Raw genomic sequence first — 14,106 nt, 5'->3', positions numbered from 1 at the left:
CTATCATAACATTTTACCTATAATGAAGGCAAGAAAACAAAGGCCTTTAAGGAGGAACGCACATGAAAGATACATCGAACAATATCACATCCCTGAAGCAGTTACAGGACGCGTACGAGGACGCCAGGGGAAAGCATCTGAAACTAAATATGTCCCGGGGAAAGCCTGCCCCTTCCCAGCTTGATCTAAGCAGCGCACTGCTTGGGGCTATGGACAGCTACATGACCGCAGACGGGACGGACGCAAGGAACTATGGCATTCTGGATGGCATCCCGGAATGCAGGCAGCTGTTTGCAGACCTGCTCGGCCTCAATCCGGACAGGATGATTATAGGCGGCAACTCAAGCCTGAGCCTTATGTTCGACGTAATGGCCGCCTTATGCCTCTTCGGTACGGGCGGGAACCGCCCGTGGCAGCACTATAGATACGCAGGGACTCCGGTCAAGTTCCTCTGCCCTTCACCGGGCTACGACCGCCACTTCAGAATATGTGAAGAACTGGGCATCGAGATGATACCCATACCGCTTACTGAAGAAGGCCCGGATATGGATCTTGTCACCGCCCTTGCCAAACAGGATCCCCTTGTCAAAGGCATATGGTGCGTACCGCTGCATTCCAATCCCGAAGGCGTCTGCTACAGCAGCCGGGTGGTAGAGCAGCTCGCGTCCATGGAAACGGCAGCGCGTGACTTCCGTATCTTCTGGGACAATGCATACGGCATCCACCATATATATGAAGAGGTTGCGCTAAAGAATATACTGGATGCATGCGAGAAGCACGGCCATCCGGAGCGGGCCTATTACTTCTTCTCCACCTCCAAGATTACATTCCCCGGCGCCGGTGTGGCTCTCATAGCTTCCGGTCCGGAAAATGTCCGGGAGCTGAAAGGACACATGTCCGCACAGACAATCAGCTACGACAAGCTGAACCAGCTGCGGCACGTACAATACTTCAAGACACCGGAAAATATCCGGGCGCATATGGCGAAGCTGGCAGATGAACTCCGCCCTAAGTTTGACCTCGTACTATCCAAACTGGAAGCAGAACTCGGGGGCACGAACCTTGCATCCTGGAGCCGTCCAAAAGGCGGATACTTCATCTCGCTCAACACACGGCCAAGCTGTGCAAAACGGACGGTGGCACTTGCAAAAGAGGCCGGAGTCGTACTGACAGACGCGGGAGCGACATACCCTTACGGAAGGGACGAGAGGGACCGCAATATCCGCATCGCTCCTTCTTACCCGACACTGGAAGAGCTGGACGCAGCCATGGATATCTTTATCCTATGTATTAAAATCGCAGCACTGGAAACGAATAACAACAAATAAACCAAAAAAGGAGAACGGCAGTTATGAACCACACATACAATCCATATGACAATGTATTAAAAGTAGTATCGGAAGCAGCTAATATCTTAGGCTATACGGACAGCGATATAGAGGCGCTGAAATATCCGGAACGGGAACTGAAAGTGGCCATTCCGGTCCGGATGGATGACGGCAGCACAAAAGTATTCGAGGGATACCGCATACAGCACTCCACCTCACGGGGACCCGCCAAAGGAGGAATCCGTTTCCATCCTGACGTCAATCTGGACGAAGTCAAAGCGCTTGCAGCGTGGATGACCTTCAAGTGTGCGGTCGTGAATATCCCTTACGGCGGCGGCAAAGGCGGCGTCGTATGCGACCCGAACAAGCTGTCCGAAGACGAGATCCGTGCCATCACAAGGCGGTTCACGGCGGCAATCGCTCCTCTGATCGGACCCGAACAGGATATTCCGGCTCCTGACGTAGGAACGAACGCGGCTGTCATGGGCTGGATGATGGACACTTACAGCATGCTGAAGGGCCACTGCGTACACGGTGTCGTGACAGGCAAGCCTATCGAGCTCGGCGGAGCCCTCGGCCGGAGCGAGGCAACCGGACGCGGCGTCATGTTCACGGCAAAAAACGTGCTGAAGAAGCTGGACATAGATCCGAAAAACACGACGGTTGCCATCCAGGGCATGGGAAATGTAGGGAGCATCACAGCGAAGCTGCTCCACAGGGAAGGAATGAAAGTCGTGGCAGTCAGTGACGTGTCCGGCGGCATCTATAAAGAAAGCGGCCTGAATATACCGGATATCCTGGACTATCTGTCACAGAACCGGAAGAACCTGCTCACCGGCTACGAGGAAGACGGCATGACACGCATCAGCAACGCAGAACTGCTGGAGCTGGATGTGAAGGTCCTCATTCCTGCCGCCCTTGAAAATCAGATAAACGACTCCAATGCGGAGCGCATCCACGCCGATATCATCGTCGAGGCGGCCAACGGCCCAATCGCTTCTGAGGCCGATGACATCCTGGCGGAAAAAGGGATCCTTGTCGTACCGGATATCCTGGCAAATGCCGGCGGTGTCGTCGTATCTTACTTCGAGTGGGTACAGAACATCCAGTCTGTAAGCTGGACCGAAGAGACGGTAAATGAAAAGCTTAAGAATATCATGGATCCTGCTTTTGAAGCCGTATGGGATATCTCCCATAAGAATAAAGGGACGCTCCGAACCGGTGCCTACCTTATCGCGGTCAAACGTGTCGTAGAAGCGAAGAAAGCAAGAGCCATCTGGCCTTAAAGATTCCCATCCAGCAATGAAGCAGCACAATGTACGCCATCTATTTCGCGCACATTGTGTTGCTTTCATCTGAAAGCAAAGTTATAATATTATAATAGCAGGGCAGCACGCAGCACCTTTTACGCCCGGCATCATATGATAAACAGGAAACCGGAGGAATCTAAGCATGTTCAATTCCATGAATTACGTATATGAAGTGTATAAAGAACGCAGCTTTTCCAAAGCCGCGGCCAATCTCTACATAAGCCAGCCGTCTTTGAGCGCAGCCGTCAAAAAGGTGGAGGAGAAAATCGGCGCCCCTATCTTCGACAGAAGCGTAAGCCCGATAAAGCTCACCGATTGCGGGCGCCATTACATAAAAGCCGTAGAAGAAATCATGGATATACAGAACCAGTTTGAAACCTATATGACTGACATGAACGAGCTTAAGACCGGACAGATTGCCATAGGCGGGAGCAATCTGTTCGCTTCTTACATACTGCCTCCGATTATCACGAGGTTCACGAAGAAGTACCCGCTCGTAAAGGTCCACCTCATAGAGGACAACACGCCCCAGCTCATCGATCAGCTCTTCCACGGCTCACTGGATCTTGTGATAGACAACTCCTCTTTTCCGGACGCAATCTACCAGCACCATCTCTACACGAAAGAGACGCTTCTCCTTGCCGTTCCGAAGGCATTTCCTTCCAATAAAATGTCCTCCGGATTCCGGCTTACGATAGAAGACATTCTGGCTGACCGGCATCTGAAGGAGGAGACGCCGTGCGTCCCCCTTGAAAACTTTAAAAAAGAGCCTTTTATCTTCCTGCGCTCCGGCAATGACACCCGCTCCCGGGCGGATAAAATCTGCCAGGCACAGTCGTTCTCTCCGAATATCATACTGAAGCTTGACCAGCAGGTTACGGCGTTCAACGTATGCTGTTATGGGATGGGCATTACTTTCGTGAGCGATTCTCTCCTGAAGCACATGCCGAACGAAAGAGACTGCTTCTACTACAAAGTCCATGGCAGCCACACCGGGCGCAATATTTATTTTTACCATAAGCAGACAAAATACGTGACAAGGGCGATGGAAGAATTTCTGAAAGTTGCCCGGGAGCAGTCGGAAGAGCTCATGCAGATACAGAATAATTCATAATATCGAAAACAACCCTCCGGGATGGTAAGATACGACTTACCATCCCGGAGGGTTTCATACATGGTTTCTGATATGCAGGATTTGGAAGCTCCAGCAGTTTTTTCCCCTTTTCCTTGCTCTTTCAGCTTGCAGACTACCCGGCCCCTGCTTATCAACGGATCCACTGGTCCTCATCGGAGTATGGAATAATCGGCAGGTTGATATAGGAATTGTGTATGCTGTCGACGAATATCTTATACTCAATATCCTGGCTGTTCGGCAGCTGTACCATCCAGTGGTACGGGTTTGCATCGTAGTTTTTCACTTCAACTTCTATACGGTGGCCTTTTCTGAACACATTGGACGTATTCATGACCTCTATCGTGTATTCGTTAATCTCGCCCGGTACGACCGGCACCTTTCTCGTATGGTCATTGTTGAACTCCCACGGCTTCAGCTCTTTCTTTTCCAGACCTCTGTGAGATGCCCGGAGATTCCCTGTGACAAGATTCAGCGGACGTCCCTCGCCTTCCGGCGGAACATCGTTCAACATGATGGTGAAGTTGGCATCTGTCTTGTCGATGGCACACATGAGGTGCATGACAATCGGGCCGGTCACTTCTACGTCCTCTTCCAGCACAGGCGTGCGGAATACAACGTTCGGCACTGCGTAAGTCTCATTAGATCCACCCTCATACGGGCTCTTATGGTTGAGGATGGTCGGCTGTACATGCTCATCCTTTTCCTTCTCTGTGGAGAGCAGCCCTCCGTCCCTAAGGTAATATTTCGTCCACTCCGTGCGTGCCAGCGGCCATTCGTGTTCGTAGCGGAACTTGTTGATGCCTCTTACGAGCAGCTTCATCGGGGGCTCATCCATGACTCCGGTGTCAATGCCCTTGAGCCAGTAATCATACCAGCGCAGGTATTCCGGCGTCATAATCCGGTGCGGCAGATGCAGGGCATCATGCTCTTCCGGTGCGGCCAGCTTCCTCGGTACGGACATGTCGCCGTGTGTGAACAGGAAGAACGGCCCTTGTGAAAATCTTCCAAGCTCATAATATTCAGAGATTAGGTACATCGGCACTTTGATATCCTCCGGATGGCTCTGGATAGAGCGCTCCTTCCAGAAATCACTGTCATCATCGTGCAGCAGCATATCAAAGAAATATGTCTGGTTTCTCGGCGGCCAGCAGCTCAATATGCCGGAGTAGAGAGCACTGTGGCTGATGTCCGGATCGGACAGCCTCTTTTCAATGCGCGCTTTCAGCTCTTCCGTCGTATAGGTGCGCTCCGCAGTAGACATAGAGTTCACGTCCGGGCAGAAATCCGTGTACATAAAGGAACGGTTCACAAAGACTCCGCCCGGATAGTTATGGTGATACATGTTGTCTACGACTTCTACCATCATGATAGCCTTCAGATGCGGCGGCTGGAGGGCTGCCACTACCGGCTGCAGTATCGAGAAGTATGAGATGCCTATCATACCTATGTTTCCATTACAGTAAGGAAGCTCTGCCACCCACTCTATGACATCATAACAGTCTTCCTGCTCCTGTCTTCCATAAAGGCCGTCCCATGCCCCCTCGGATTTGCCGATTCCTCTCGGATCCGGCACTGCTACGATATAGCCGTGCTTAACATATTCGTATATGTCTCCGGCTTCTATCGTATGGTCAAATAATACAGTCTTGAACTGCATCGAGATACGGTCCATCGTCTGAATCGATTTCCCATATGCGGAAAATGCCACAAGCCCCGGGAATTTGATGTCTTCATCTGTGTCAGGGCGGTAGATGTCAACTGCAAGCGTTATGCCGTCCCTTACCTGCATGAGCACATCTTCTTCCTTGATGACATCATACATGCGCGGCGTCATCTTCTCGATACCGTCCATATACCGTTCATCCCAATATTTTGGCTTTTCGTCCAGACCGACGATTTCTAATTTTTCTTTATTTTCCATTGTGTCCTCCTACTTTACTCCACCCAGTTTTTTTCACCATCTACGATTGGAAGCTCGATCCAAGAGGCGGCATCGCCGTCTACATGAATCTCAAAGTTCACTTCCCTTGCAAGTGGATGCGGTCCTGCCACACGTCCGGATGTATACAGTCTAGGCAGGCTGGCCATTTCATGAAAGTCAAAATACTGCTGGTCCATCGTCTTAAATTCCACTTCAATCTGATGCCCTTTCTTGAACAGGTTATCGACAGGTGCCAGTTCAAAGATATAGTCATATACTTTACCCGGCTCTACGGGCACATCCTTCGTATGGACATTTTTTGGCCTGTGCTCCGTACCGGACGGATCCAGCTCTCTGTGAGAGCATTTCAGATATCCGCAGGAGAGGAGCGTACGGTATCCGGTCTCCGAATCCTTATCCCACAGCTTCATAGCCAGGTGGGCATCGTCCGTGTCGATTGCAGCCTGTATGCAGCCTGTAACCGGTCCGCATACTTCAACTTCTTCTTCCAGCGGTGCGGACGTATAAGTCAGCGCCGGCACATCTTCCGGCATCTGGGACAGACGGGTCGGCGGTATATGTCTGATGAAGTCCGGTGCAACGCTGCCCGTTTCTTTTTCTTCCGTCAGGCGGTTCTCTTTCCTGAAATACATCTTCTTATATTCCGTGTCTGCCGACGGCCACTGCGTATCATAACGGTACTTGTTCTCTCCCATGACAAGCAGCTTCATCGGAGGCTCATCCAGAATGCCGTTCTCGATGCCCTTCAGCCAGTAGTCATACCACCTGAGCTGTTCCGCCACTGGTTTTTCATACGGAGAGGTCTTCGCAGAAGCAGGGTCTATCATCATTAGTTTCTTAGGCACTTCATCACCAATCTTATTATAAATGTCAAAGGCTGAAATGGTCGTATAGCCGTATTCGTAGTAAAGCCCTACAATATAGGAAGGTATCGTCACCTTGCGGTCCTTGAAGCTCCTTCTGTCCCACCACTCGCCGCTGTATGGATGCAGCATGACATCAATGTTCCAAGTATAATGTCTCGGCGGGAAGCTGTCCAGCCCTCTGTAATAATAAGAATTGGTTGCAATCTCCGGCTGCCTCCTCGCTTCTGCAAGCATCTCTTTTAAATCTTCCGGACTGTTTTCCATCTCAGCTTCTGATATCGTGTTCGTATGTGGAATATAGCTGCAGAGCGGATAATTGATATCACTTAATATACCGCCCGGATAACAGTCGAGATACATGTCATCGATGACGTCCACGGGCATGATTGCTTTCAGATAAGGTGGATTCATCGCGGCAACGAGAGGCTGAATCTTCCCTGCATAGCCGCATCCAATCATACCGACGCTTCCATCTGACAGATAATGGCCCGCCCACCGGATGACCTCGCAGCAGTCAATCTGGTCCTGCCTGCTTAAGACCCCGGTCCATACGCCTTCTGAATTCTGGATTCCTCTTGGGTTTACCACCACCACGGTATATCCCCGGGATGCAAAGAAATCAATACCCCCGATTTCAATCCCCTGCTCATACATGAATTTTCCAAGCTGAATCGGATCCCGCCTTCTGCCTGCTTCCTGAGCCACTTTTCCGAAAGGGGAAAAGCCCACCAGCACCGGATGCTTCTCTTTGTCATCCGGCCTGTAAACGTCACAGTAGAGGCGGATATCATCTTTCATAACAATCGGGCGGTCCCTCTCCACCCTGATTTCATATTCTGGTTCTCTAATAATTCGACTGTTCACATTTTACCTCCAATCACATTACCTTATTGAGCCTCAGCAGCCCAATAAGCATTTATTATTTCTTCTCTGCCAAGGCTATTGTACACTTTCCCCTTCGGGGCAATGTCAAGACCTAAACGTTCAGCAGCAGATACAGATTTTCTGCAGTCTGCCTCACATCCTCAAAGCTTGCGAAAAGCGGTGAAAATGCTATCCTCACCTGATTATTCCAGGATGCCTCAACGCCAGATTCTCTTTTTTCCGTCACTGCAGCGGCCAATCTGTCCGTCAGCTGAGAGCCGCTGTCGAGAAATTCCGTTATCTCTTCAGAGGCCGCATGCAGAATCGTCACATGCCCGCCTCTACCTGCCTCCTCGCGGGGCGTGAGTATGCTGACGCCGCAGCCGGACAGCATAGCGTCCACAAGCTCCATAAAATATCCGGTCATGGCAAGAGACTTTTCCCGGATAGCGTCTATGCCTGCCTCGTTTATCATATCCAGAGCGCCCTCAAGAGGGGCCATGTTCAGGATAAGCGGAGACCCGTGCTGCCACCCTCCAGCGCCTGTCTCCGCCTCAAAATAAGGGAGCTTCTGGAACTGGCGGCTCTTCACATAGCCGTGCCAGCCAGGCATCGCAACAGGGATATCAAAGTTCTTTTCATGTATAAAGATGGTGGCCGGACATCCAAGGCCTCCGTTCAGGTATTTGTAATTGCACCACACGGCAAAGTCAACACCCCAGTCATGGAGCTTATGTGGTACGACGCCCGCGGAATGGCTCAGGTCGAAGCCGGCACGTATGCCTCTTTCTGCCGCTGCGCTGGCAAGTCGTTCTACATCAAGCAGCTGTCCGGTGGAATGCACGACGGAGGGAAGGAATACAAGCGCCGTCTCCTCCGTCATATGGGCTATCAGTTCATCTTCATCAAGTATGGGGCTGTCCCCTCCGGCAAGCACGAGCCCGTCCTCCGGGTCAATCCCTTTGAGCCTTATCTGTGCCTCCACCGCATATCTGTCAGACGAAAATATCTGGCTGTCGCACAAAAGCTTCGTCCGCTTTCCTTCGGGGCGGTAAAATGCAGCGAGAACGCTGTGGATATTTGTCGTAGTCGTCCCGTTTATGATGAGCTCCTTATCTCTTGCCCCCACGATTGCTTCTTCCATGGCGGCAATCCGTTCCGGATAATAGAACCACGGAATCTTTCCGCAGAACCATCCGGCCACAAGCTGATTCTTCCACTCATCCGCCACCCGCAGAAGCGTCTCTTCCGAACGGCGGGACATAGGTCCCAGGCCGTTCGCTTCATAATACAGGTAATCTGGCAGGTAAAACTCTTTTTTGTACTTGCCTAACTTATCTTCTGCATCCATGCTGGCTGCATATTCTCTGCTTGTTATTTCTGCCATCCTATAACCTCCCAGGCATAGTGCCGTATCTGAAATATTCTATTCCTCTTCCCAGCTGACCTCTACCTTAACCTTTCCTGATTTATAACGCACTACCATAAATACAAAGGTCAATACAAGAAGTATGATATTGCCGATGATGATTTCCGGCGTATTGTCTTCAATCAGCAAGTAATTCTGAAAGACAAGCAGCGCGCCGCACAGATAGCAGATTACTTTCAGGGCTCCGTTGGATATCCTGAACGTAGACTTCGCCCACGCGTCAGGAAGCAGCTTCGGCAGCCGTGCTGTTGCCACTACGACAAGGAATGTAGTGATATTCATAAGTATCATGGACATATTGGCGATGCGGTCTATATCAAGTCCCGCAACTACCGGAATGAGCCCTACGATGTAGAACAATATCAACAGGTAATGAGGCGTGCCATACTTATCGTTGATCTTGCCGAGCTTCTTCGGAAACCAGCCGTCAACACAAGCCTGCAGCACCGGTTTCGTCACCCATCCGAAGGTGGCGTTCAGCGTCGTGGACAGCGCAAGGAGCGCTCCGCCTGTCACGAAGAACACATACAGGGCTTTCGGGAGAAATGCGCCTGCCGCTACGCTTAACGGCTGGTACATGACCTCTTCTACCGGAAGCACTCCCGCTGCCACGAAACCGATGACCGCATACAGTGCGGTGACTATCAGCGTAGACAGGACGATTGCAAACGGTACGTCTTTTGTAGGATTCTTACATTCACCGGAGAAGTTGACAAGGTTTCCGCCGCCGGTGGTGGCAAACGATGTGAAGATCGCCGCCATGGCAAAGCCTTTCCAGCCGCCCATGAATAGCGGAGGCTCTACGCTTGAAAAATATCCAGGTTCTACATTGAACACACCCACTGCCGCAAATACAGCGAGAGCTGCCGCAAGGATGATAACAAGTATGTTCTGAATAAACGCGGCATCTTTTACGCCGAACAGGTTGATGACAAAAAACAGGGTCAGCGCGGCTACGGCCAGCGGTACTCTTGGAATTCCTGGTACCAGCGCCAGCAGATAGTCCGCAAGGGACAGGGCATACATTCCGATAGATATGTTGCCGACGATATAGATAATTATGTAAAAACCAGAAAAACGTTCACCGAGCAGCAGGCTTGCCATCGTATACTGTCCGCCTCTCAAGCGGACCGCGCTTCCGGCAAAGATGCTTGGTATCGTTACCGCCAGTGAAAACAAGGCGCCAAACAGAAACGCGAACACTACAGAACGCCCCGTAAATCCGATGGCTACGCCTGTCAGTGAAAACACGCCAGAGCCGATAATCTGTCCAAGGCCCATAGAAATCAGTTCTTTTTTCCCCAATACACGCCGCAGCTTTTTGGTCGTATATTCTTCCGTTACATTAGCCGTTGCTTCGTTAGAATTACCCATAAAATTACCCTCCTTCTCTCTTTATCCTTCTATTCTTCTGTCATACATACCGCACGTACCGGCGATCCGTCTGCTTCCATCAGTTTCAGCGGCAGGAAGGAATATGTGGCCGCTTCCTTCGGCAGCTGATCCAGATTGCACAGATACTCTACTATGAGGCACTCGTTTCCAAGCAGGGCCGCATGTGCGTCGTTCTTGATGTTTTCCCGTTCTATATTCTCCAAAATCTCTGAAAATGTGGGATTTTCCAGCCGCTTTGCCGTTGAAAACCCGTATGCCGCATCCGCGGAGCTTCCGTCTGTCCCGACAATCTTGATTCCAAGCTCGACCAGCGCCAGTGCCGCATCGCCGCTCAGGTAAGGATGGCGGAAGAAATCCCATGTGCCGTAATACGGTGCCCAGCCCGTGTTGAGGATTGCAAAATCCACTTGCTTCAGTTCCTCTGCATAAGCCATGATATCTTCACGGGTGATTTCGTATATCTCTCCTCTATCGCTGAAGTCCAGCACAATGCCTTTACCGATAAAGCGCTCCACCGGGAAATCGTTCAGCTTCCTGCCCTCTTTGCTGATGTGGTATGGAGCGTCAATGTGCGTCGATGTGTGCGTTCCCATCTTCATGAACTTGACATTGACACCTTCCTCTTCCGTCGTTGCATAATCCTCTACAACCGGTACCTTGTCACAAGGGCACACCTGTGTGTTATTGTTGATCTCCCTCGTCAAATCGATAAACTTCATCTTATATCCTCCTTTCTATCTGACAAATTCCTCTCCTCTTTTGTGGACCGGAATCTGTATTTCTGTTACAAATTCTTTCGGATCGTCTGTCGTAAAATCATCCATATGGAATTCCTCCCGAATATTTCCCACGACCTTATATCCATTCTCCTCTATCCACGTAAGTATCGCTTCATAGGAGTCAATCACGCTCTCATGTTCCCCCGTATGCAAAAGATATGCGACCTCTTCATAGCCTTCCTGTCTCTTATACTGGATCCGTTCCGTTTCCGGAAATGGGGCCAGTACCCTTTTCAGAATCTCTACCTGGATCTCATCACTTTTGTATACGGAATCATAATAGATGGTATATCTTTCGTTTCCAATCTTCGCCCTGCATTTGTTCAGATAATCAAGCAGCTCCGCCCACAGCGCCTCTTGTGTAGAATAAGTGCTGATAGAAGCTTTCAGGCTCGCCACCTGCATCTTTTCGACCTTCTTGATTCCCACTTTGAAGGATGACAGTTCAATCCCTCCTCCTTTGTCCAGCTTCTTTTTCAGCAGTTCTATCGTCTGCTTCTTCTCATTCAGTTCCTGAATCTGCCTGTCGAACTCCAGCTGCTTAAGTTCCAGCACTCCCTTCAGCAGGGTATGGTCTTTATCAACCTCCTCTTTCATCAGATAAGTAATCTCTTTTAAAGAAAGCCCCATCTCCTTAAGCAGGAAGATTTCGTTCAATACAGGTATCTGTGATGACGTATAATACCGGTAGCCTGTCGCCTCATCTACATACTTGGGCCGAAGCAGCCCGAGCTCGTCATAATACCTGAGCGTCTTTCCCGAGATTCTGTAAATACTTGCCAACTGTCCAATCCGAAACATATCTTCGCCTCCTAGCGCCTGAATCATATGTTTAAATTGTCTGATCACATTGTAAAAGATTTCCCCAAGGGCAAAGTCAATACATTCTTACAATTTAAACTATAACCCTAAAATTTACGGTATTTTTTAGTGCATATTGCACAAATTATTCTTCACATTTTTACTTATTCTTTCTAAAAATGGAAATACATACGCTCCTGCTATTCTAATCTCTTATTGACCGTATGTCCTTATATAGTTACATTTTGTCTCTTAGTAGTCAAATTGTACACAAAAATATTTTCCATTTATTTGTAACATATTGAATTCTCGTGCGTCTAATGGGCATATCAAGTATACTTGTATTACTTACAGATGGCAGACACTATAAGGAAGGGGGAAGATAGTTGGACATTGATTTTGAAGAAATATATAACCGGTACTTTAAAGACGTATATCTCTTTGTACTGACGCTGAGCAAAAACCCTACGCTTGCAGAAGATATCACACAAGAAACATTTTTTAAGGCTTTGAAAGAAATCAGGCACTTTCGCGGCAGCTGTTCCATGAAATCATGGCTCTGTCAGATAGCAAAAAATCTATATCTCTCACATTTGCGCAGACAGAAATACACTGTCGACAAAGAAATGCCTGTACTCCCCTCTTCCGTGGACATCGAACGGTCATTTCTGAAGAAAGAGACGACGCTTTCTATATACGGAGCGCTGCACACCTTAGATGAGCCATACAAGGAAGTATTTCTGCTGAGGACGCTCGGCGAGCTCACTTACCGTGAAATCGGAGATATCTTCTGCCACAACGAAACATGGGCCAGAGTCACTTATCACAGAGCCAGGCTTAAGATACGGGAACTGCTGGAGGACGAATAAAAAGGAGGATTATCATATGAGTAGACTACATTGTGATTTGATAAAAGATCTGCTGCCACTATATACAGATAATATCTGCAGCGAACGGACGAAGACATCCGTGGAAGAGCATCTTTCTACCTGCGAAAGCTGCCGTGAATTGTATGAGGCCATGCAGGAGAACGTGCCGGAGAAGCCGGAGATTGCACTGGATCCGGACCTGAAGGATGATATCGCGTTTATCCGCAGCGTGAAACGGCGCTTCACCCGCCGTCAGATGATCATCATCTTCATACTGGTACCGATATTTGTCCTATTGCTCATATTGGCGCCATTTGTACATTCCGAGCTCTCGGCCATACGTACCGATGATATCAAGGTCACGGAACTATTCGAACTATCGAACGGGGATATCTTTTGTACGATAGAGAGCAGCAAAGCCATATCGGCATTATCTGCGGGAAATCTTATGTCCGGTGAGAAAGACGCTGAAGGCAGGGAGTACTGTGACGGTGTGATAGCGGCTGGTTCTCCTTCTCCCCTGACAACAATACTTGACAGCAGCAAGAAACGGTTTCCTGTTCTAATCCGTTCCCAGAGCTTTATATTTACTACGGCTAAAAAAGTAGAGTACGGCGGCGTGACCGTAGAAGGAAAAGACGTTGACAGCCACTGCCGTACCATCAAATACGAAGGACGGTTTGATGAAGAGCTTATCATCTGGAAGGAAGGGCAGACGCTTGAACCAGCGCCGGAACGTATTGAAAAGAAGCTGAGCGAAAGCCAAGTACCAGATTACTTCCCATCCGTCTCCACGGAACAACTGAAAGTCGGAGACGTGCTGGTTATCTATTAAATGTGAGTTTAGTAAATTAGGCTGCGGGCGGGGAGCCGGGTGGCATCTGCTCCGATGCGTTCGAGGCTCCGACTATTTCACGTATCCCTAACCCTCCGGAATGCGCGCCGATAGCGGCTTGCATCCCGCAGGATAAGGGCTACGGAAAGGATTCTCCGCCTCTTCCGCTTACACCTGCGCATCTCCCACCCGGCTCCCCGCCCGCTATCTACTTTACTTAACAAGGGCGAGGACGGCTATGTAGCGTTACTGGCCAGCGGATGAACGCTGGCTGCGTCAGCTAGGTGGAAAATGATTGTAAGCTTAACGTAAATAACACATACAGTTTAGAACGTTGTATATTATCGTAGTTAAACGTTTGCAGCGAGGCGTGCACGCCGTTGCTGCAGGAAGAGCCGGAGTCAGGCAAGGGATGTTATCTCACATAACAGCCCTGTACCTGATTCCGGCTCTTCCTCATTATAATTATAATTCCATTTCGCCAAAGGTTTTCACTCGCTCAGCTTTTTTATTAATATACCGGCACAGATAAATTCCTTCCGGTCGCCAGTAA

The 14,106-nt window shown here is 49.6% G+C and carries 11 protein-coding genes; 5 read left to right on the top strand and 6 right to left on the bottom strand.

The features are described from left to right. The first annotated feature begins 62 nt into the window (after nucleotides 1-62). From HMPREF0980_RS00270 to HMPREF0980_RS00260, 3 genes are all read left to right on the top strand, one after another. On the top strand, nucleotides 63-1,328 hold the full coding sequence (locus HMPREF0980_RS00270) for an aspartate aminotransferase type Ic (protein ID WP_049727174.1): 1,266 nt from the start codon (nucleotides 63-65) through the stop codon (nucleotides 1,326-1,328). A gap of 23 nt (nucleotides 1,329-1,351) precedes the next feature. Next, nucleotides 1,352-2,614 (top strand): Glu/Leu/Phe/Val family dehydrogenase, encoded by a 1,263-nt coding sequence (locus HMPREF0980_RS00265; protein WP_049727173.1) that lies wholly within the window; start codon nucleotides 1,352-1,354, stop codon nucleotides 2,612-2,614. Nucleotides 2,615-2,780: 166 nt separating this feature from the next. After that, nucleotides 2,781-3,752 (top strand): LysR family transcriptional regulator, encoded by a 972-nt coding sequence (locus tag HMPREF0980_RS00260; protein WP_049727172.1) that lies wholly within the window; start codon nucleotides 2,781-2,783, stop codon nucleotides 3,750-3,752. 151 nt (nucleotides 3,753-3,903) lie between these two features. On the opposite strand, the gene HMPREF0980_RS00255 is transcribed toward HMPREF0980_RS00260, so the two are convergent. The 6 genes from HMPREF0980_RS00255 to HMPREF0980_RS00230 form a co-directional block, all read right to left on the bottom strand. Next, nucleotides 3,904-5,694, bottom strand: a complete 1,791-nt coding sequence (locus HMPREF0980_RS00255) for a CocE/NonD family hydrolase (protein ID WP_049727171.1) — start codon at nucleotides 5,692-5,694, stop codon at nucleotides 3,904-3,906. Between the two features lie 14 nt (nucleotides 5,695-5,708). After that, on the bottom strand, nucleotides 5,709-7,445 hold the full coding sequence (locus HMPREF0980_RS00250; protein WP_049727170.1) for a CocE/NonD family hydrolase: 1,737 nt from the start codon (nucleotides 7,443-7,445) through the stop codon (nucleotides 5,709-5,711). A 112-nt stretch (nucleotides 7,446-7,557) separates the two neighbouring features. Next, nucleotides 7,558-8,832, bottom strand: a complete 1,275-nt coding sequence (gene kynU, locus HMPREF0980_RS00245; protein ID WP_049727169.1) for a kynureninase — start codon at nucleotides 8,830-8,832, stop codon at nucleotides 7,558-7,560. Between the two features lie 39 nt (nucleotides 8,833-8,871). Beyond that, on the bottom strand, nucleotides 8,872-10,248 hold the full coding sequence (locus tag HMPREF0980_RS00240) for an APC family permease (RefSeq protein ID WP_049727168.1): 1,377 nt from the start codon (nucleotides 10,246-10,248) through the stop codon (nucleotides 8,872-8,874). A gap of 29 nt (nucleotides 10,249-10,277) precedes the next feature. Beyond that, complete coding sequence (locus HMPREF0980_RS00235) at nucleotides 10,278-10,988, bottom strand: cyclase family protein (RefSeq protein ID WP_049727167.1); 711 nt, start codon at nucleotides 10,986-10,988, stop codon at nucleotides 10,278-10,280. Nucleotides 10,989-11,003: 15 nt separating this feature from the next. After that, nucleotides 11,004-11,849: a MerR family transcriptional regulator gene (locus HMPREF0980_RS00230; RefSeq protein WP_049727166.1), complete on the bottom strand. Its 846-nt coding sequence runs from the start codon at nucleotides 11,847-11,849 to the stop codon at nucleotides 11,004-11,006. Nucleotides 11,850-12,235: 386 nt separating this feature from the next. Here HMPREF0980_RS00230 and HMPREF0980_RS00225 point away from each other — a divergent pair, with 386 nt between their 5' ends. Beyond that, nucleotides 12,236-12,718, top strand: coding sequence for an RNA polymerase sigma factor (locus HMPREF0980_RS00225; RefSeq protein WP_049727165.1), 483 nt, complete (start codon nucleotides 12,236-12,238; stop codon nucleotides 12,716-12,718). 16 nt (nucleotides 12,719-12,734) lie between these two features. Further along, nucleotides 12,735-13,553 (top strand): zf-HC2 domain-containing protein, encoded by an 819-nt coding sequence (locus HMPREF0980_RS00220; protein WP_084002592.1) that lies wholly within the window; start codon nucleotides 12,735-12,737, stop codon nucleotides 13,551-13,553. Nucleotides 13,554-14,106: the final 553 nt, after the last annotated feature.

The organism is Dorea sp. D27, from assembly GCF_001185345.1.
GTDB lineage: Bacteria > Bacillota > Clostridia > Lachnospirales > Lachnospiraceae > Extibacter.
Note: the sequence above shows the minus strand (reverse complement) of the source record. Positions and strands in the feature narration are given on the sequence as shown.